Source organism: Pseudomonas sp. NPDC090233 (genome assembly GCF_044772285.1).
Lineage (GTDB): Bacteria > Pseudomonadota > Gammaproteobacteria > Pseudomonadales > Pseudomonadaceae > Aquipseudomonas.
Map to the genome: position 1 here is coordinate 443,054 of NZ_JBIVYQ010000002.1, position 18,253 is coordinate 461,306.

The 18,253-nt window shown below is 61.5% G+C and carries 19 protein-coding genes; 10 read left to right on the forward strand and 9 right to left on the reverse strand.

Features of this window, described 5'->3' with window-relative positions:
* The first annotated feature begins 60 nt into the window (after nt 1-60).
* From ACIQUF_RS06480 to ACIQUF_RS06490, 3 genes are read left to right on the forward strand one after another with little or no spacing between them, the layout of a single operon-like run.
* On the forward strand, nt 61-1,245 hold the full coding sequence (locus tag ACIQUF_RS06480) for an acetyl-CoA C-acyltransferase family protein (RefSeq protein WP_403129590.1): 1,185 nt from the start codon (nt 61-63) through the stop codon (nt 1,243-1,245).
* Nucleotides 1,246-1,257: 12 nt separating this feature from the next.
* Nucleotides 1,258-2,106 (forward strand): 3-hydroxybutyryl-CoA dehydrogenase, encoded by an 849-nt coding sequence (locus ACIQUF_RS06485; RefSeq protein ID WP_403129592.1) that lies wholly within the window; start codon nt 1,258-1,260, stop codon nt 2,104-2,106.
* Between the two features lie 12 nt (nt 2,107-2,118).
* Nucleotides 2,119-2,700 carry a TetR/AcrR family transcriptional regulator gene (locus tag ACIQUF_RS06490; RefSeq protein WP_403129594.1) on the forward strand — a complete coding sequence of 194 codons (582 nt, stop codon included), beginning with the start codon at nt 2,119-2,121 and terminating at the stop codon, nt 2,698-2,700.
* Nucleotides 2,701-2,715: 15 nt separating this feature from the next.
* Here ACIQUF_RS06490 and ACIQUF_RS06495 read toward each other — a convergent pair whose 3' ends face one another.
* The 5 genes from ACIQUF_RS06495 to ACIQUF_RS06515 are packed head-to-tail and all read right to left on the reverse strand — an operon-like array spanning nt 2,716 to nt 9,219.
* Nucleotides 2,716-3,093 carry a response regulator gene (locus ACIQUF_RS06495; RefSeq protein ID WP_176511937.1) on the reverse strand — a complete coding sequence of 126 codons (378 nt, stop codon included), beginning with the start codon at nt 3,091-3,093 and terminating at the stop codon, nt 2,716-2,718.
* A 48-nt stretch (nt 3,094-3,141) separates the two neighbouring features.
* Nucleotides 3,142-4,368, reverse strand: a complete 1,227-nt coding sequence (locus ACIQUF_RS06500) for an ATP-binding protein (RefSeq protein WP_403129597.1) — start codon at nt 4,366-4,368, stop codon at nt 3,142-3,144.
* Nucleotides 4,362-4,937 (reverse strand): chemotaxis protein CheB, encoded by a 576-nt coding sequence (locus tag ACIQUF_RS06505; RefSeq protein ID WP_403129599.1) that lies wholly within the window; start codon nt 4,935-4,937, stop codon nt 4,362-4,364. The genes ACIQUF_RS06500 and ACIQUF_RS06505 overlap by 7 nt, the downstream gene beginning before the upstream one ends.
* Nucleotides 4,934-5,755: a CheR family methyltransferase gene (locus ACIQUF_RS06510; RefSeq protein WP_403129601.1), complete on the reverse strand. Its 822-nt coding sequence runs from the start codon at nt 5,753-5,755 to the stop codon at nt 4,934-4,936. Before ACIQUF_RS06510 ends, ACIQUF_RS06505 begins: the two co-directional genes overlap by 4 nt.
* Complete coding sequence (locus ACIQUF_RS06515; protein WP_403129603.1) at nt 5,752-9,219, reverse strand: response regulator; 3,468 nt, start codon at nt 9,217-9,219, stop codon at nt 5,752-5,754. Before ACIQUF_RS06515 ends, ACIQUF_RS06510 begins: the two co-directional genes overlap by 4 nt.
* A gap of 250 nt (nt 9,220-9,469) precedes the next feature.
* On the opposite strand from ACIQUF_RS06515, the gene ACIQUF_RS06520 reads away from it, so the two are divergent.
* Complete coding sequence (locus tag ACIQUF_RS06520; RefSeq protein WP_403129604.1) at nt 9,470-9,820, forward strand: response regulator; 351 nt, start codon at nt 9,470-9,472, stop codon at nt 9,818-9,820.
* A 24-nt stretch (nt 9,821-9,844) separates the two neighbouring features.
* Here ACIQUF_RS06520 and cobF read toward each other — a convergent pair whose 3' ends face one another.
* Together cobF and ACIQUF_RS06530 are read right to left on the reverse strand one after the other, a co-directional pair.
* Complete coding sequence (gene cobF / locus ACIQUF_RS06525) at nt 9,845-10,594, reverse strand: precorrin-6A synthase (deacetylating) (protein ID WP_403129606.1); 750 nt, start codon at nt 10,592-10,594, stop codon at nt 9,845-9,847.
* Between the two features lie 20 nt (nt 10,595-10,614).
* Nucleotides 10,615-11,904, reverse strand: coding sequence for an OprD family porin (locus ACIQUF_RS06530; protein ID WP_403129609.1), 1,290 nt, complete (start codon nt 11,902-11,904; stop codon nt 10,615-10,617).
* A gap of 356 nt (nt 11,905-12,260) precedes the next feature.
* Here ACIQUF_RS06530 and ACIQUF_RS06535 point away from each other — a divergent pair, with 356 nt between their 5' ends.
* The 3 genes from ACIQUF_RS06535 to ACIQUF_RS06545 all read left to right on the forward strand — a co-directional run bounded on the left by ACIQUF_RS06535 (nt 12,261) and on the right by ACIQUF_RS06545 (nt 13,707).
* Complete coding sequence (locus ACIQUF_RS06535; RefSeq protein WP_403130307.1) at nt 12,261-12,620, forward strand: histone-like nucleoid-structuring protein, MvaT/MvaU family; 360 nt, start codon at nt 12,261-12,263, stop codon at nt 12,618-12,620.
* Between the two features lie 222 nt (nt 12,621-12,842).
* Nucleotides 12,843-13,370: a lactoylglutathione lyase gene (gloA, locus tag ACIQUF_RS06540; RefSeq protein WP_403129611.1), complete on the forward strand. Its 528-nt coding sequence runs from the start codon at nt 12,843-12,845 to the stop codon at nt 13,368-13,370.
* A gap of 94 nt (nt 13,371-13,464) precedes the next feature.
* A complete protein-coding gene (locus tag ACIQUF_RS06545) occupies nt 13,465-13,707 on the forward strand; it encodes a hypothetical protein (RefSeq protein WP_403129613.1) in 243 nt (80 codons plus the stop codon).
* A gap of 44 nt (nt 13,708-13,751) precedes the next feature.
* Here the strand turns inward: ACIQUF_RS06545 and ACIQUF_RS06550 are convergent, their stop codons facing one another.
* Nucleotides 13,752-14,573, reverse strand: a complete 822-nt coding sequence (locus ACIQUF_RS06550; protein WP_403129615.1) for a shikimate 5-dehydrogenase — start codon at nt 14,571-14,573, stop codon at nt 13,752-13,754.
* A gap of 255 nt (nt 14,574-14,828) precedes the next feature.
* On the opposite strand from ACIQUF_RS06550, the gene ACIQUF_RS06555 reads away from it, so the two are divergent.
* Together ACIQUF_RS06555 and pbpG are read left to right on the forward strand one after the other, a co-directional pair.
* Nucleotides 14,829-15,011 (forward strand): hypothetical protein, encoded by a 183-nt coding sequence (locus tag ACIQUF_RS06555; RefSeq protein ID WP_403129618.1) that lies wholly within the window; start codon nt 14,829-14,831, stop codon nt 15,009-15,011.
* A gap of 242 nt (nt 15,012-15,253) precedes the next feature.
* The gene (pbpG, locus tag ACIQUF_RS06560) at nt 15,254-16,180 is read left to right on the forward strand and encodes a D-alanyl-D-alanine endopeptidase (protein WP_403129620.1); all 927 of its coding nucleotides are present in this window, start codon (nt 15,254-15,256) and stop codon (nt 16,178-16,180) included.
* 49 nt (nt 16,181-16,229) lie between these two features.
* Here pbpG and ACIQUF_RS06565 read toward each other — a convergent pair whose 3' ends face one another.
* A complete protein-coding gene (locus ACIQUF_RS06565; protein WP_403130309.1) occupies nt 16,230-16,676 on the reverse strand; it encodes a hypothetical protein in 447 nt (148 codons plus the stop codon).
* Nucleotides 16,677-16,864: 188 nt separating this feature from the next.
* On the opposite strand from ACIQUF_RS06565, the gene ACIQUF_RS06570 reads away from it, so the two are divergent.
* Complete coding sequence (locus ACIQUF_RS06570; RefSeq protein WP_403129621.1) at nt 16,865-18,199, forward strand: lysine N(6)-hydroxylase/L-ornithine N(5)-oxygenase family protein; 1,335 nt, start codon at nt 16,865-16,867, stop codon at nt 18,197-18,199.
* The last annotated feature ends 54 nt before the right edge of the window (nt 18,200-18,253 follow it).

Sequence of the window (18,253 nt, forward strand, 5' to 3'; positions counted from 1 at the left end):
CGCCGGCCATTCTCGCAGAGCCTGGCCCTTTCCCGCCATGCCTTAGCAATCGGAGCCATCATGAGCAGCGCAGAAATCTACGTCGTCAGTGCCGTCCGTTCCGCCATCGGTGGTTTTGGCGGTTCGCTCAAGGACCTGCCCCTGGCCGACCTCGCCACCGCCATTACCCGCGCCGCCATCGAGCGTTCGGGTGTAGCCGCCGAACAAATCGGTCACGTGGTCATGGGCAGCGTGATTCCCACCGAGCCACGCGATGCCTACCTGGCCCGGGTAGCGGCGATGAACGCCGGCATCCCCAAGGAAACCCCGGCCTTCAACGTCAACCGCCTGTGCGGTTCGGGCCTGCAAGCCATCGTTTCGGCCACCCAGTGCCTGTTGCTGGGCGACACCGACGTGGCCCTGGCGGCCGGCGCCGAATCCATGAGCCGCGGCCCTTACCTGCTGCCGCAAGCGCGCTGGGGCGCACGCATGGGCGACCTGCAGGGCATCGACTACACCGTCGGTGTGCTGCAGGACCCGTTCGAACATTTCCACATGGGTATCACCGCGGAAAACGTCGCCGCCGAGCATGGCATCACCCGCGAAATGCAGGATGAGCTGGCCCTGACCAGTCAGCGCCGCGCTGCTCGCGCCCTGGCAGAAGGCCGTTTCGACAGCCAGATCGTGCCGCTGCAATTGAAAACCCGCAAAGGCACCGTCGAGTTCGCCGTGGACGAACACGTGCGCGGCGATGTGACGGCCGAACAACTGGCCGGCATGAAAACCGTATTCAAGAAAGACGGCACCGTCACCGCCGGCAACGCCAGTGGCATCAACGACGGCGCTGCCGGCCTGGTGCTGGCCACCGGTGACGCTGTGCGTCGCCTTGGCCTAAAGCCGCTGGCACGCTTGGTAGGCTATGCTCACGCTGGCGTCGAGCCACACCTGATGGGCCTGGGGCCAATCCCCGCTACACGCAAGGTGCTGGAAAAAACCGGCCTCAAGATCAGCGACCTTGACGTGATCGAGTCCAACGAAGCTTTCGCCGCCCAGGCCTGCGCCGTGGCCCGCGCGCTGGACTTCGACCCGGAGAAGGTCAACCCGAACGGTTCGGGCATTTCCCTGGGCCACCCGGTCGGCGCCACCGGGGCGATCATCGCCACCAAGGCCATCCATGAACTGCAGCGCATCCAGGGCCGCTACGCACTGGCCACCATGTGCATCGGCGGCGGCCAAGGCATTGCCGTGGTCTTCGAGCGCGTTTAACGGAACAACAACATGACTATTGAACAAATCGCCGTGATTGGCGCCGGCACCATGGGCAACGGCATCGCGCAAGTGTGCGCGGTGGCCGGTTATCAAGTGCTGCTGGTGGACGTCTCCGAGGCTGCGCTGGAGCGCGGCGTAGCCACTTTAAGCAAGAACCTGGAGCGCCAGGTGAACAAAGGCACCCTCGACGCCGAGCGCGCGCAGGCCGCCAAAGCGCGCATCCGTACCAGCACTGATTACGTCCAATTAAGCACCGCGCAACTGGTGATCGAAGCAGCCACCGAAAACCTGCAGCTCAAGCAGCGCATCCTGCAGCAGGTGGCGGCCAATGTAACGGCCGACTGCCTGATCGCCACCAACACCTCGTCGCTGTCGGTCACCCAGCTGGCGGCCAGCATCGAGCACCCCGAGCGCTTCATTGGCGTGCACTTCTTCAATCCGGTGCCGATGATGGCCCTGGTCGAGATCATCCGTGGCCTGCAGACCAGCGACAGTACCTACGCCCAGGCGCTGCTGGTCACCGAAAAGCTCGGCAAGACCCCGATCACCGCCGGCAACCGTCCAGGCTTCGTGGTCAACCGCATCCTCGTGCCGATGATCAACGAAGCGATCTTCGTACGCCAGGAAGGCCTGGCCAGTGCCGAGGACATCGACACCGGTATGCGCCTGGGATGCAACCAGCCGATCGGCCCGCTGGCCCTGGCCGACCTGATCGGCCTGGACACCTTGCTGGCGATCATGGAGGCCTTCCACGAGGGCTTCAACGACAGCAAGTACCGCCCTGCCCCGCTGCTCAAGGAAATGGTCGCGGCGGGCTGGTTGGGGCGCAAAAGCGGCCGTGGCTTCTTCACTTACTAAGGAGCTAACAGCATGCCGCCGGTCAATGCCGCAGTGCGCTGTGCCAACTTCGAAGAGCGACGTGACCGGGCCATGGCGCTGTTCGCCGAAAAAGGCTTCGGCCAGGTCAGCATGCGCGAACTGGCGGCCCATGTGGGGTTGACGGCGGGGTCGCTGTATCACCACTTTCCCAGCAAACAGGACTTGCTGTACGACTTGATCGAAGAGTTGTACGAGGAGTTGCAGGCGACCCTGGAACTGGGACGCCGCGCCATGGCCCGTGGCAGTTCGGCATTGTCGTGCCTGATCGCGGCGCATTGGCAGTTACACGCCGAGCGGCCGCTGCAGTTTCGATTGGCGGAGCGGGATTTCTGTTGCCTGAACGAAGAACAGCAAGCCCGCCTGGCGTCGTTGCGCAAGCGATACGAAGCGGGCTTGCTGCCGTTGATTGCGCCGCAGGCGAAAGTGCACAGGGAGGCATTGATGGCGACGGCGCATGTGGTGGCGACGTTGCTGAATCAACTGCCGGGAATGCTGCAGGCATTGCCTCCAGAGCAGGGATTAGGCCTTATGGAGAGCTTGCTGAAAGGTGGTTTGGAACGCACCCTCCGGTAGTTCGTTCAGGCCTATTCAGCGCAACAGCGTCTGAATCTGCTGATGCAGCGTGTCCAGGTCAAATGGCTTGGCCAGAATCGGTGCCTTGCGGGCAATCGGGCTACCCGACTCCAAGATCTCTGCGGGATAACCGCTGATGAAAATAACCTTCAAATCTGGCCGCAATTTCACCGCCGGCTCGGCGATTTCCACCCCGGAAATACCGCCCGGCAAACGAAAATCGGTCACCATCAAATCCAGGTGCGGCTTGCTCGCCAGGATCGCGAACGCCTGTTCACCGTCTTCGGCCACCAGCACGTGGTACCCCTCGCCTGCCAGGTAATCCCGCAGGATCATACGAATCGCCGGTTCGTCCTCGACCACCAGAACCACATCTTGTGCATCTTCACTCATGACAACAACGCCTTGAAATTCATACAGTTGGCCCATCTGACCCCAGGCTCAGGCAGAGGTTGCCCGCACCTGGTCGTTTTGTTCTGAAAGCCGCGTCAGCGGTAATTGCAGGCTGAACGTGGCGCCCTTGCCCTCTTCACTTTCGACCTGGATCTGCCCGCCGTGGGCCTGCACGATCTGCTCCGAGATATACAGCCCCAAGCCCAGCCCACCGCTCGCCTGTTGCGTCGCCACGCGCTCGAACTGCTGGAAGATCCGCTGCTGATTGGCGCTGCTGATACCGATACCGTGGTCCTGCACCTGCACCCAGGCCATGCCATCGCGCTCGAACACACGTACCTCGACCGGCTGGCGTTCGCCATAGCGCAACGCATTGGACAACAGGTTGGCTACCACTTGTTCAATCCGAAACTCATCCCACTCCCCTCGCAGAGGTTCGCAGCGCTGCAGTTCGATATGGGTATCCAGCGCCGTGGCCTGGGCGGCGAAGTTTTCCACCAGGCCGCGCACCAATTGCCCCAGGTCGAACAGCTTGGGCCGTAAAGACAGCTTCCCCGTGCGGATGCGCGAGACATCGAGCATGTCCTCGATCAGCCGGATCAGGCTGTTGATCTGGCGTTCGTCACGCTCGACCATGGCCTGCAGCTTGTCGGCACTGAAGGCGTCAAGGTTGCCGCGAGTCAGATGCATCTTGCGCAGCTGGGTTTCCAGGATCAGCCCATTGAGCGGCGTACGCACTTCGTGCGAGACGATCGACATGAAGTCGTCGCGCATGCGCACCGCGTGCTCCAGCTCGCCACGTGCCACCTGCAACTGGGTCAGCAACAATTCCTGTTCCTGGCGGCTGCGCTCCAGAGCTTGCAGCTGGCGGTCGAGGACCTTGCGCTGGCAATAGAGGTCGACGAACACCGAAACCTTGCTCTTCACCGCCAGGGTGTCGAGCGGCTTGTGCAGAAAGTCCACCGCTCCGCTTTCGTAGCCTTTGAAGGCGTAGTTCATCTCGCGTCCGGCAGCGGTGACGAAGACGATCGGGATATTGCGGGTCTTTTCCGTACCGCGCATCAGCTCGGCCAGCTCGAAGCCATTCATACCCGGCATCTGCACGTCGAGGATGGCCAGGGCGAACTCGTGCTCCAACAACAACGACAATGCGGCTTCCGCAGACTGGGCCTGGTGCACCTCGCGGTCTTCGCCCTGGAGCAGGGCGTCGAGGGCCAGCAGGTTTTCCGGCAGGTCGTCGACGATCAGCAGTTTGGCGGGAGTGTGGCTTAGCATGCGCTGGATTCCAGGTTAGCGAGCAACTGCTCGATACCGCTCAGAGAAAGAATATGGTCGGGCTGGTGCAGGGCCAATGCGGCCTCCGGCATCAGCGCTACCTGGGCGTCGCGGGGGTCCTGGACCACAGTCCGGCCGCCGCTGTTCTTGATATAGGCAAGGCCTTGGGCACCGTCTTCATTGGCGCCGGTCAGCAAAATGCCAAGCAGGCCCTCGCCGAAGGCATCGGCCGCCGAGGTGAACAGGAAATCGATCGCTGGACGGGAGAAATGCACCGGTTCCTCCTGGCTCAAGGACAGGCGCAGATCCTGCTCCACCGACAAGTGATAACCCGGCGTCGCCACGTAGATCTGGCCTGGGGCGATAGCTTCCTTGTCGCAGGCCTCGCGCACGGGTCGGTGCAGGCGCCGTTCCAGCACTTCGGCCAGTTGGCTGTGGCGGTCATCCGGCAAGTGCAGCACGCACAGCACCGGTGTGACGAATGCCGCCGGCAAGCTGCCGAGCACCTGGAACAACGCCTGCACGCCGCCCGCCGAGGCACCGATCACCACCGCGCGTACGTCGTTCATGATTTGCGGAAGATCCGTTCAGGCTTGACCAGCGGCTCGAAGCGGTCGCTGTAAGCCGAGAAGTCCACCGACTCCTTGCTGCCCAGCACCAGGAAACCGCGGTGGCACAACGACTCGTGGAAAAGCCCCAAGGCGCGATCCTGCAAGTCTTTGTTGAAGTAGATCAGCACATTGCGGCACGACACCAACTGGGTTTCGGAAAACACGCTGTCGGTGGCCAGGCTGTGGTCGGCGAAGGTGACATTGTCGCGCAGGCTGCTGTCCATGATGGCGTTGCCGTAAGCCGCGGTGTAGTACTCGGTAAAGTCACGGCGGCCACCGGCCAGGCGGTAGTTTTCTTCGTACTCGCGCATGCTCTGCATCGAGTAGATACCCTGCTTGGCTCTGTCCAGCGAGCGTGGATTGATGTCGGTGGCGTAAATGATGGTGCGATCCAGCAGGCCTTCCTCGCGCAGCAGGATGGCCATCGAGTACACCTCCTCGCCCGTGCTGCAACCGGCGATCCAGATCTTGATCGACGGCCAGGTGCGCAGCAGCGGCACCACCTCGTTGCGCAGGGCAAGGAAGTGGCTCGGGTCGCGGAACATCTCGCTGACCGGGATGGTCAGGAACTGCAACAACTGCATGAACATGCCCGGGTCATGCAGCACCCGTTCCTGCAGGGCCGATACGGTCAGGCAGTCGAACTGGCGCAAGGCATGGAGAATCCGGCGCTTGATCGAAGCGCCGGAATAGTTGCGAAAATCGTAGCTGTACTTGAGGTAGATCGCCTCGATCAGCAGCCGGATCTCGATGTCGGTATTGCGCTCGCTAGTCAAATTCGCTCCAGTTGCGGCAGCCACACGCGTATCAACGAGAACAGGCGGTCCAGGTCGATCGGTTTGGCCAGGTAATCATTGGCACCCGCCTGCAGGCAGCGCTGCTGGTCGTCCTTCATTGCCTTGGCGGTCACGGCGATGATCGGCAGCTTGCGCCAGCGCGCCTGCTGGCGGATCAGCCGGGTGGCCTCGAAGCCGTCCATCTCCGGCATCATCACATCCATCAGCACCAGGTCGATGTCGTCATGCTGCTCCAGGCGCTCGATGGCTTCGCGCCCGTTACGGCCGATCTCGACGATGGCGCCCTTGTGCTCCAGGGCACTGGTGAGGGCGAAGATGTTACGCACATCGTCATCCACCAGCAGTATCTTGCGGCCCTCGAACACCTTGTCGCGGCTGCGCGCGGTCTTGAGCATGCGCTGGCGTTCATGGGACAACTGCGATTCGACTTTGTGCAGGAACAGCGTCACTTCGTCGAGCAGGCGTTCCGGCGAGCGGGCGCCCTTGATGATGATCGAGCGCGAATACTTGAGCAGGTCGGTTTCTTCTTCGCGGGTGAGGTTGCGCCCGGTGTAGACGATCACTGGCGGGAACGAGCGGATATCCTCGGCGGTCATGCGTTTGAGCAGCTCGTTGCCGAGCATGTCGGGCAGCTTGAGGTCGATGATCATGCAGTCGTAGATGTTCTCGCGCAACAGTGCCAGGGCATCCTGGGCCATAGCCACGGCGGTGATCTCGACATCGTCGTCGCCGATCAGGCGGGCGATGCTTTCGCGCTGCAGGTCATCATCCTCCACCAGCAGGATGTGCTTGAGCTTCTGCGTCAGCTTCGCTTCCAGGCGGGCGAACACTTCCTTGAGCTCTTCACGGCTGGTCGGTTTGACCGCGTAGCCCACCGCGCCCATGTGCATGGCCGCCTCGACGCGGTCTTCCACAGAAATGATGTGCACCGGAATATGCCGGGTGGCGGCCAGCTCTTTCAGGCGCTGCAGCACGGTGAGGCCGGAGTGGTCGGGCAGGCGCATGTCCAGCAGAATCGCATCGGGTATGAATTGTGCGGCCAGCGCGAAGCCCTCGTCGGCGCCCTGGGCCACCAGGCAGCTGTAGCCCAGTTCGTGGGCCAGGTCGAAGAGGATACGGGCGAAGTTTGGCTCGTCCTCGATCACCAGGATGCAGCGGTTGCCGAACGGCGCCCGCTCGCGGTCGTCGGCGAACGCTGGTGCCGGCAGTTTCGGCGCCACGGCCGTCGCGACTTTGGGGGCTGGTGGCAAGCTGTCTACCGCTGGGCGCAGGCTCAGGGCCTCGACTTCATCGGCCTCGGCCTCGTAGCGCTCCGGAACGATCAGGCTGAACACACTGCCTTGCCCCGGGCTGCTGTCGACGCTGATCTGCCCGCCGAGCAAGTGCGCCAGGTCGCGGGAAATCGACAGGCCGAGGCCGGTGCCGCCGTAGCGGCGGTTGCTGCTGCCGTCGACCTGATGGAAGGCGCCGAAGATTGCCTGCTGCTGGTCGGCGGCGATACCAATGCCCGAATCGCGCACGGCGAAGACGATGCCAGTGCCAGCCTGGTGGCTGATGTTTAGGCTGACCTGGCCGTGGTCGGTGAACTTGATGGCGTTGGACAGCAGGTTCTTGAGGATCTGCTCCAGGCGCTGGCGGTCGGTGAACAGCGTAACGGGGACGTGCGGCTCGACCTTGACCTCGAAGTTCAGCCCCTTGTGCTCGGCCAACGGCAGGAACATGCCGCGCAGGCCTTCGACCAGGCGCTCCAGCTGAGTGGTTTCAGGACGCACTTCGAGCTTGCCGGCCTCGACCTTGGCGATGTCGAGGATGTCGTTGATCAGGTTCAGCAGGTCGTTGCCGGCCGAGTAGATGGATTCGGCGAACTTGACCTGTTCGCCACTGAGGTTGCCCTCGCCGTTCTCGGCCAGCAGCTTGGCCAGGATCAGCGAGCTGTTGAGCGGCGTACGCAGCTCGTGGGACATGTTGGCGAGGAATTCGGACTTGTACTTGCTCGAACGCTGCAAATCGTCGGCACGGGCCTGCAGCTCTTCCTGGGCCTGGCTCAGTTCGTCGTTCTTGCGGTCCAGGGCATCGGTGCGCTCGGACAGCTGCTCGTTGGTCTGCTCCAGCTCCGCCTGCTGGGTTTCCAGGTGAGCCTGGGACTCTTTGAGCACACGCGATTGCTCTTCGAGCTCTTCGTTGGCGGTCTTCAGCTCTTCCTGCTGCACCTGCAATTCTTCGTTGAGCTGCTGGGTTTCGGCCAGCACTTCCTGCAGGCGCTGGCGGTAGCGGGCGCTTTCGATGGACATGCCAAGGTTGCCGCCGACCCGCTCCAGCAGCTCGTCGTCACGTTCCTGCAGCGGGCGCAGGAAGCCCAGTTCGATGACGCCGTTGATCTGGCCGTCTTCGCTGGCCGGCATCAGCAGTGCGCTGCGCGGAAGGCCGCTGCCGAGGCCGGAACTGAGGCGGTAGTAATCCTCGGGCAAGTCGTCCAGGCGCAGCAGCCGGCCTTCCCGCACCGCTTGAGCCAGCAAACCATCGTGGGCCGCCAGTACCTGCTCGCGCGCCTGCTCTTCGGCGTCCAGACCGTAGCTGGCCACCCGCACCAGGCGGCCATGGCCATCGCGCACATACAAGGCGCCGACCACGCTGCCCAGGTAGCTGGCGAAGAAACGCAGGATGTTGTCGCCCAGCATTGGCAGGGTTAGCTGGCCCAGCACCTGCTCGGCCAGTTGCGTCTGGCCGTTGCGCAGCCAGGCCTGGTGTTCCAGACGTTCGGCCGAGCGCTGTTGCGCCTTGAGGTTGTCGTCGTAGCTGCCCGACAGGGCCAGCAGATCACGCCGCCCCAGGTAGGCCAGCAGTGCGCTGAGGCCGACGATGAGCAGCACGAAGGCGGTGATGGCAGTCACGGTGACCGTGCTGACCTTTTCATTACGGGCCATGCGCAACTGCTGTTCGGTGCCGATCAGGCCATCGAACTCCTTGCGGATCTCGTCGGTGATGCGCTTGCCGCGACCATTGCCGACCGACTCCCGGTAATCGCCACCGTTACGGCGCTGGTTGATCATTTCGGTGCCGAAATCATTCCAGGCCTGCTGCAGGGCAATCAGCCGGTCGATGCGGTCGACCTGTTGCGGGTTGTCCTCAACCATGCCGCGCAGGCTGTTCAGGCTGCCGAAAATCTTCGGCTTGGCCACTTCATAGGGGTCGAGGAAACGCTCGTCGCCGGTGATCAGAAACCCGCGCATGCCGGTTTCCATGTCGATCGACAGCTTGACCGTTTCGTTGGCATTACCGATCACCCGATCGGTGTGCTCAACCCATTGCATGGCCGACAGCAGGTAGCTGATCACCGCGACAAAGGCCACGGCACCGAGCAGGCCCACTCCCAGGGGGAGGCCAATATTGCGGCTCAACAGCTTGCGAAAGCTTTGCTGGTCCATCGAGGCTGCTTGAATCATGTGAAGACGCCCGAGCGAAAAAAAGTCCATTGAACGGTGTGGCGGATAATGCCTCTGTTGCTTGCCGCCGCGCTCACCGGTTAACAGCGAGTCTAACCAGCTTTGTCGGCTTCGGCAGGGCATTTAGCCAGTATTTGAAGGTTGGGTTCGCCAATCGTTCCCTCCTTTTGCAACGATCGGTATCCTGAGGGAACTTCTGCCGCCACCTGGCGCACAGAATAAAGACATTCTTCTGGTACAGGATCACACAATGCATCTCTTGGTAGTCGAAGATGACGACATCGTCCGTATGCTGATGGTCGAAGTGCTCGACGAACTGGGCTATCAGGCCATCGAAGCGGACTGTGCCGCTGCTGCGCTAAAGATTCTAAAGGACGCCGACCAACCCTTGGCGCTGTTGATGACAGACGTCGGATTGCCGGACATGCGCGGCGAGGAGCTGGCGGCCAAGGCTCGTGAACTGCGGCCTCTGTTGCCGGTATTGTTTGCCAGCGGCTATGCCGAGAGCCTCAATGTGCCCGAGGGGATGCACATGATCGGTAAGCCGTTCGGCATCGATCAGTTGCGCGACAAGGTAGTGGCCATTCTGGGTAAGGCCTGAGACCTGCGAAGAGCGTCTCAGAGCCTACAGCTCCCGCCGCAGCAGGTAGGTATCCATGATCCACCCCTTGCGCGCTCTCGCCTCCTCCCGCACCGCCATGATCCGGGCCTTGACCACCTGCAACGGCCCGGCGATCAGCACCTCGTCATCCGTCCCCAGGTAAGCGCCCCAGTAGATCACCAGCTCAGGGTCATCGAGCGCGGCGAATGCGCACTGCCCATCGAGCATTACCACCACGTTGTCTATCCTGCCCTGCTCCGCCAGGCGGCGGCCTGGCAGCACCCGTAGAGGCTCGCCGATGCGGTTGAGTGGCACCTGGTGTCGAGCTGCCAGGGCCTGGACACTGCTGATACCGGGGATGACCTCCAGGTGCAGCGAGACGCCACGCTCGCGGACCAACTGGAGAACGCGCAGGGTGCTGTCATACAGCCCCGGCTCGCCCCACAACAGAAACGCGCCGATGTCCTCGCCGCCCAGCTCATCAAGGATGAACCGGGCATAGAGCGCTGCTCGCTGGCGGTGCCAGTCCTGGACCGCGGCCACATAATCGCTGGCCTCGCCATCGCGCGGCGGGTCCGCTACCTGTACCAGGCGATAGCCGCCTTCGGGCCGGTAGCGGTCAATGATGGCTTTGCGCAGGCGTATCAGCTCATCCTTGCCCGAGCCCTTGTCGAGAACGAAAATCACCGTGGCGCGGCGCAGCGCTTCGACTGCTTCATAGGTGACCTGACGAGGATCACCCGGGCCGATGCCTATCAGCAGCAAATGTTTCATGGCACCGTCCGGCGTGTCGGTTAAAGAATAGAGAAGTTATAGCTGACGATGACCCGGGTCTCGTCCATGTCCCTTGCCCATTTCTCGTAGTTGCTGCGGTACGTGGAATTGCGCAGGCGCACGCTGACATCCTTGAACGTGCCGCTTTGCACCTGGTACTTGAACTCGGTGTCGCGTTCCCATTCCTTGCCTTCAGCGCTGCTGCCTGGAACCTTGACGTGGTCGCCGTTGATGTACCGGGTGAAGAAGGTCAGGCCGGGCAGGCCGAGAGCCTTGAAGTCATAGTCGTAACGCAGTTGCCAGGAGCGTTCCTGGGCGGCGGCAAAGTCGTTGACCTGGGCATAGTTGACCAGGTACGGGTTGCTGCCATCGAGGTACGGCATGGCGCTCTCGCCGTACATGCGCTGCCAGCCGGCGCTGAGCTTGTGGCCAGCCTGGCTGTAGCCAAGCATGCCGCTGAAGGCGCGGTGGTCGATTTCGCCGGCTCGGGCGTTGCCGATGTCGTCACTCTTGATCAGGCGCAAATCGGCCGACAGGCTGCCGACCGACAGGGGCTGGCTGGCTACCAGGCCGAAGAAGTGCTGGCGATAGATGTTTTCCAGCTTGGCCACTTGATACTGGGCACTGAGCCGGTCATTGAAGCGGTAGTCGAGCCCGGCCAGGTCGAAGTGGTCGGCTTCGATATCGCAGGCATAGCGTTTGTTCTTGCAGTGCACGCGAATGTCCTGGCGATCGGTGGAATCGCGCGCGGTGTACTTGTTCAGCCGAGCCAGGGTGAACTTCAGGTCACGCACTTCTTCGGAGGTGAGCATGGCGCCGTGAAACATGGTCGGCAGCAGACGGCCATCGTTGTATTTCACCAAGGGCAGGTCCGGCATCATCGAACCGTACTTGAGCACGGTGCTGGACACCTTGACCTTGGCCGCCACGCCCATCTTGGCGTACTGGTCGGCAGAATGCCGCGGATCATGGCCTGAAGACGGCAGCAAACCGCTGTTGCTGTCTGCTGGGCTGGAGTCGAGTTTGAATCCGAACATGCCGAGCGCATCTACGCCAACACCGACCGGACCCTGAGTAAAACCGGACTGCACATTGAGAATGAAGCCTTGAGCCCACTCTTCTCGCTTGGACGCGCCCTGGCTGGAACTGCTGTGGCCGTCACGAAAATCCCGGTTGAAATAAACATTGCGTGCTTCGACCTTGGCACTGCTGTCTTCAAAAAAACCGGCGGCCTGGACTTGTGCACCGGCGCACAACAGCAACAGGCCGGCAACACGGCGCCCGGGGGCGAGAGGAAAGGGGGCAAACATGCGAGGGAACATCCAAAGAAAGGCGAATAAACAAGGCGTGGCGACTCAATGCCATGCGCAGATGACGCGGCCGAACAACACCCGACCATCATCTGAAATGATCGCTCAAAGGCTCTGGCACAGGCCATAGGACCTTGGTCTAGCGGTGCGGAAATGCGCCACTCAAAACGCTCGAAATTACCGCTCGGAAAACTTGCAAAGTTCCCGTCTTACTTGGAAAAGTTTGCAGTTTACCCGACTGCGACTAATGTCTACACTCGATATCAGCGAACAGTTTCACCCACCCGCGTGGCCGGCGTTATTTGCCTTCAATGTTCGTCACGCCCCGCCACGGATGACGTACAGGAGTGATTACAGTGTCCAGACTTGCAGAGTTTCGTGCTGCCGAAAAAGCGCTCCAGGAACAGATGGCTCAACTGGAGGCGCTGAAAAAGGATGCCGGCCTAAAACGCGAAATCGAATTCGAGCAGAAACTAGTCGGCCTGATGAAAAGCTATGACAAAAGTCTGCGCGATATCATCGCCATTCTCGACCCCAAAGCCGCGACCCGAGGCGCTGCCAGCGCACCGAAACAGCAGCGCCGCCCACGCGTGGTCAAGGTGTACGAGAACCCGCATACCGGCGAGTTGATCGAGACCAAAGGGGGGAACCATCGCGGCCTCAAGGCATGGAAAGAACAGTATGGGGCCGGCACCGTGGAAAGTTGGCTGCGCTGATGAAACGTCAACGCATGCTTCACACTTTTTTCACAAGGGCTGGCTCAGTATCGAGACAGCTAAAGGACTAGCGACCCCATCACGCGCCCGCACATGCGGGCCTCTCTTCCAGCGCCCTGCCTCGTGCAGGGCGCTTTCATTTGCGCAATCGCTTCACTGCCGTATCATGGCTCGCCTGTCTTTTCTGCTGGCCCCGGTGCCAGCCTCGACTCTGGAGTACCCATGAGCCTGCACGATCTGCAAACCCTGCCAGGCGTCACTGCACAGCCTGACGTTGCCACCGCCAATTTCGTCTTCAACCACACCATGCTGCGGGTCAAGGACATCGAGAAATCGCTGGATTTCTACACCCGCGTCCTGGGCTTCCGCCTGGTCGACAAGCGTGATTTCCCGGAAGCGGCCTTCAGCCTGTACTTCCTGGCCCTGGTCGACCCGGCGCAGATTCCCGCGAACGACGCCGAACGCCACCAGTGGATGAAGTCCATCCCGGGCGTGCTGGAGCTGACCCATAACCACGGCACCGAGAAAGACCCGGAATTCGCCTACCACAACGGCAACACTGACCCACGCGGTTTTGGCCATATCTGCATTTCCGTACCGGACGTGCGCGTTGCCTGCGCACGCTTCGAAGAACTGAACGTGCCGTTCCAGAAGCGTCTGGCCGATGGCCGCATGAACCACCTGGCCTTCGTCAAAGACCCGGACGGTTACTGGGTCGAAGTGATCCAGCCGGCTGAACTCAAAGGCTGATTGATCGGCACGCGCTCGTCGGGCCGGGAACTCCCGGCCCCTTGCTGTGGTATATGAAGGTAAGCGCTTCACTAGCCACAGCGAGGTAAGGACGATGCAATCTCTTCACTGTGAATACCGCGACCACACCATCACCGCCAGTGTGATGCCCCATCCCGACTGCCCCCTCCCTTATGCCGCCGGCTGCCTGATCACTGATCCGCAGGGCCACACCAGCAAGCGGATTTCGATGCCGATGAAGTTCTTCTCTGACCTTGAGAATGCGCAGCATGTTTCATTGGCCCATGGCCGCGCCCTGGTGGATGAACAGCTGGACAAGGGGCATAAAGCGTTTTGACGTGTTGTCAGTGCCGGCCTCTTCGCGGGGCCGGTACTATCAGCCTAGATATCGCGTGCGTACGCCACTGCAGCGTCAACCTGCTCTTGCGTAGGCCGCACCCCGGTATAGAGCACGAACTGCTCCAGAGCCTGCAACGCAATCACCTCCAGCCCGGTGATCACCGACTTCTCCAGTGCCTGCGCCCGGCGAATCAGCGGCGTCTGCGCCGGCATCGCCACCACGTCGAATACCCATTCGGCCGCTGCAATGGCGTTTTCCGTGAATGCCAGCTGATCGGCATCTGGCCCTCCCGCCATGCCAATCGGCGTCACGTTCACCAGCATCGGCGGGCACAGGTCTCCCAAATCGTCGACCCAGCGATAACCACATGTATCCGCCAGTTGTCGCCCCGCCTGCTCGTTGCGTGCGACGATGATGCCCTCTCTGAATCCGGCATCGCGCAGCGCACTGGCTACCGCCTTGGCCATGCCGCCACTGCCGCGCAACGCGAAAGCGGTGGCCGGATCGACCTGATGTCGTTCGAGCAACTGCCGTACCGCCAGGTAATCGGTGTTATAGGCCTTCAGATGACCACCACGATTGACCAGCGTGTTGACCGACTCGATGGCAGCAGCTGACGGGTCCACCTCGTCCACCAGCGCCATGCAAGCTTCCTTGTAGGGCATCGATACCCCACACCCGCGAATGCCCAGCGCACGAATCCCCGCCACAGCGGCTGGCAAGTCATCGGTGCTCATCGCCTTGTAGTAGAAATCCAGACCCAACTGCTGGTACAGGTGGTTATGGAAGCGCACGCCGAAGGTCCCTGGCCGGCCGGCCAGGGAAATGCACAGTACCGTGTCTCTGCTGGGAGTTACCAACATAACTTGCTCCTGAACCACAACTGAATCGTTTATTCAGCGTATCAGACCTCTCCGCTTGTCGCCCCTTACACAACCTTTACCCTTTGCCTGCGCTCAGCTGACAGAGACCGGCGTCATAGTAGTTAGGCCCCAAACGCGGGGTACGCCCCACCGCGCTGGTGACCGTTGATAAAGCTAATGAGCACTATTGAGCGAGTTGATTTCAAAGCAAGCTGGCTGCTGCGTAAGGTAGGGCCATGTTTACAGGAGGTCCCCATGGCCACTATCCAGATCATGTCCGTCATCGGCAGCGCTGTTCCCTCTACCCTGCGTGAAAAAGGTTTGCTGGCTTGCTGGTACCTGATGCGCAACGGCGAACCAGTGAGCGGCCCGCTGTCAACCCGAGCCTCTGCCCAGGCACTTGCCGAGCAATTGCAAGATGATCGCCTGATCGCCTGACCGAATTTGTTGTGCGTTGCTCCCTAAGCGTGTTCTGACCCGCCCTTTGGCGGGTCTTTTTTTGCCTGCACCAACCGACGAACGGGGCGGGAATAACCGATACAGCATTAATCTTTTTTCATTTCGAAGGGCATGCACAACGAGCAATCGACAGCCGTTCAGCCATACTCCAGAATGCGAGCGGTTTTAAGGGGGAAACCCTTGCACAGCCAACGACATACCAACTTTTAGTGAGCCTCAACGTGAAAACATCCCTGTCCATCCTCAGCCTGCTGCTGTTGCTCACAGGTACAGCGACCCTACCGTCGACCGCTGCTGCACAACCCCCAGCCCAGATTCAACGCGACCCTTCCAAGCTGCATCTGGCTTCCGGCAGCGCCCTGCTGATCGACCTGAACACCAATCAGGAGCTGTATTCGAGCCACGCCGACCGGGTAGTGCCAATCGCTTCGGTGACCAAGCTGATGACGGCGATGGTCGTGCTCGACGCCAAGCTGCCCATGGACGAGATGCTCACCATGACCATCGCCAACAACCCGGACATGAAGGGCGTGTATTCGCGCGTGCGCCTGGGCAGCGAACTCAACCGCCGCGAGACCTTGCTGATCACTTTGATGTCGTCGGAAAACCGCGCCGCCACCACCCTGGCCAACCACTACCCTGGCGGCTATCCGGCATTCATCAAGGCGATGAACGCCAAGGCCCGCAGCCTGGGCATGGCGCATACCCGCTATGTCGAACCGACTGGCTTGTCGACCCAGAACGTGTCCAACGCTCGCGACCTAGCCAAATTGCTGTTGGCGTCGCGCAAGTACCCGATGCTGAGCGAGCTGTCGACCACCCGCGAAAAAACCGTGGCGTTCCGCAAACCCAACTACACGCTGGGCTTCCGTAATACCGACCACCTGGTGAACAAGAGCAACTGGGACATCAAGCTGACCAAGACCGGGTTCACCAACGAGGCCGGCCATTGCCTGGTGCTGCTGACGCGCATGGACAACCGGCCGGTGGCCATGGTGATCCTCGACGCATTCGGCAAGTACACCCATTTTGCCGATGCCAGCCGCATGCGTCAGTGGCTGGAGACCGGTGCGGCCAAGCCGGCACCGGCCGTGGCGATGCAGTACAAGTCTGACCGGCAGAACAAGAGCCGCCTGGCTTCGGAATAACCTGATCAGCCCCTTCGCGGCTCACCCGCGAAGGGGCCAGGCAGGCAACTCAAGCCTGCGTGCTGACCATCCCGCCAGCGCTGCTACCGCCGGTCTTCTGCAAGGCTTGGAGCAACTCTGCGGTAGCCTGCATGATTTCGCCATTGAGCGTGGCGATGCTCGCCTGCTTGGCACTCACGGCCGCCACCTTGGCCGTTTCTTCCATTTTCTGCGCCATCAGGCTGCTCAGTTGTTTCTGTTCCTCGGCCAACTGCTGCTGCAGCTTCTTGATCATCTCGCGCAGCTGTTGAATGTGCGCAGGCTCTGAACTTTCCTCGCTTTGCTGCGCCCCCTGGGCGCCGCCGCCTGCCCGGGCCTTGCCGGATTCTGTAGCAGCGCTCGACGCCCCGCTCTTCTGCGCCTCGTCGGTCTTTTCCGTTTCGCTGCTGGCAGCCTGTGCGGTGCCCATTGCCTGCGCGGATACGTTGTTGATGGTAATTGCCGCGATACCGGTCATGTTCTTGTCCCTGTCTTGAAAATGGGTCCATGCGTTGACCTGCCTATCGGCCGTCTTGCGCGAAGCTTTAACGCCCAGCACCGAACTTCAGTAAATTCCCCACAACGTGGCTCGTTCCAACCAATGTACTCGCGCAGGAGCCGGAGCACCGGTAGGCGCCCACATTCGACCATTATGGAATCGCAGCCATGAGCCAGTCTTCAAACCCGGAAACCATCAAGGATCTGATCGGCGTGGGCTTCGGCCCATCCAACCTGGCCTTGGCCATCGCCCTGGAAGAACTCGCCCAGACCAACGGCCACGCCCTCGATGCACTGTTCATCGACAAGCAGAAAGACTACCGCTGGCATGGCGAAACCCTGGCCACCCAGAGTGAGCTGCAGATTTCGTTCCTCAAGGACCTGGTCTCGCTGCGCAACCCCACCAGCCCGTACAGCTTCGTCAACTACCTGCACCAGAAACAGCGGCTGGCCGATTTCATCAACCTCGGCACCTTCTACCCCTGCCGTCTGGAGTACAACGATTACCTGCGCTGGGCCGCCGAGCATTTCGCCACTCAGTCCGTTTACGGTGAGGAAGTGCTGCGCATCGAACCTGAGTTGAAAGCCGGCCGTGTCGAGCATCTGCGCCTGGTGTCGCGCGACACCCAGGGCCGTGAATACAGCCGGCGTACCCGCTCGGTCGTGGTCGGCAGCGGCGGTACCCCGAAAATTCCTGAAAAGTTCGGGGCGTTCAAGGATGACCCGCGTGTTTTCCACCATTCCCAGTACCTGAGCAGCCTGAACAAGCTGCCGTGCTCCGAAGGCAAGCCGATGCGCATTGCGGTGATTGGCTCTGGCCAGAGCGCCGCCGAAGCGTTCATCGACCTCAACGACAGCTACCCATCGGTCAAGGTCGACATGGTGCTGCGCGGATCCGCGCTCAAGCCGGCCGACGACAGCCCGTTCGTCAATGAGATCTTCTCGCCGGACTACACCGATCTGGTTTACAACGAGCCGGCCGATCAACGCTCCAAGCTGCTCGGTGAGTACCACAACACCAACTACTCGGTGGTCGACCTCGACCTGATCGAGCGCATTTACGGCATTCTCTATCGCCAGAAGGTCTCGCACCAATTCCGCCACAACGTGCTGTGTCGTCGCCAGGTAGAAGCGGTCGTCGCCACCCGCGACGGTATCGAGCTGACCCTGCGCGACCTGGCCACCGACCAGCACCAGACCCACCGTTACGATGCGATCATCCTCGCCACCGGCTATGAACGCCGCTCGCACCGCGACCTGCTGGCACCGCTCGCCGGCTACCTGGAAGACTTCGCCGTCGACCGCAACTACCGGGTTCTGGCCAGCCCCGAGCTGCAGGCCTCGGTCTATCTGCAAGGCTTCTGCGAAAACAGCCACGGGCTGAGCGACACCCTGCTGTCGGTGTTGCCATCCCGCGCCGCCGAGATTGGCCAGGCGCTCTATCACGACTTGGCCCGCCAACATGGCAACGTGCAACCGGCCGTCGCCTTGACCAGCGCCTGAGCCCTCCCCCACTCCAACCCAAGCCGGCAGGACGCCAAGCGCGCCCTGTCGGCT

Coding starts and splice junctions, on each gene's coding strand:
- gloA (WP_403129611.1), top strand. CDS start 12,843: ATGAGCCTGCACGATCTGCAAACCCTGCCAGGCGTCACTGCACAGCCT.
- ACIQUF_RS06550 (WP_403129615.1), bottom strand. CDS start 14,573: ATGTTGGTAACTCCCAGCAGAGACACGGTACTGTGCATTTCCCTGGCC.
- ACIQUF_RS06480 (WP_403129590.1), top strand. CDS start 61: ATGAGCAGCGCAGAAATCTACGTCGTCAGTGCCGTCCGTTCCGCCATC.
- ACIQUF_RS06500 (WP_403129597.1), bottom strand. CDS start 4,368: ATGCTAAGCCACACTCCCGCCAAACTGCTGATCGTCGACGACCTGCCG.
- ACIQUF_RS06545 (WP_403129613.1), top strand. CDS start 13,465: ATGCAATCTCTTCACTGTGAATACCGCGACCACACCATCACCGCCAGT.
- ACIQUF_RS06520 (WP_403129604.1), top strand. CDS start 9,470: ATGCATCTCTTGGTAGTCGAAGATGACGACATCGTCCGTATGCTGATG.
- ACIQUF_RS06490 (WP_403129594.1), top strand. CDS start 2,119: ATGCCGCCGGTCAATGCCGCAGTGCGCTGTGCCAACTTCGAAGAGCGA.
- ACIQUF_RS06570 (WP_403129621.1), top strand. CDS start 16,865: ATGAGCCAGTCTTCAAACCCGGAAACCATCAAGGATCTGATCGGCGTG.
- ACIQUF_RS06505 (WP_403129599.1), bottom strand. CDS start 4,937: ATGAACGACGTACGCGCGGTGGTGATCGGTGCCTCGGCGGGCGGCGTG.
- ACIQUF_RS06485 (WP_403129592.1), top strand. CDS start 1,258: ATGACTATTGAACAAATCGCCGTGATTGGCGCCGGCACCATGGGCAAC.
- ACIQUF_RS06555 (WP_403129618.1), top strand. CDS start 14,829: ATGGCCACTATCCAGATCATGTCCGTCATCGGCAGCGCTGTTCCCTCT.
- ACIQUF_RS06495 (WP_176511937.1), bottom strand. CDS start 3,093: ATGAGTGAAGATGCACAAGATGTGGTTCTGGTGGTCGAGGACGAACCG.
- ACIQUF_RS06530 (WP_403129609.1), bottom strand. CDS start 11,904: ATGTTTGCCCCCTTTCCTCTCGCCCCCGGGCGCCGTGTTGCCGGCCTG.
- ACIQUF_RS06515 (WP_403129603.1), bottom strand. CDS start 9,219: ATGATTCAAGCAGCCTCGATGGACCAGCAAAGCTTTCGCAAGCTGTTG.
- cobF (WP_403129606.1), bottom strand. CDS start 10,594: ATGAAACATTTGCTGCTGATAGGCATCGGCCCGGGTGATCCTCGTCAG.
- ACIQUF_RS06565 (WP_403130309.1), bottom strand. CDS start 16,676: ATGACCGGTATCGCGGCAATTACCATCAACAACGTATCCGCGCAGGCA.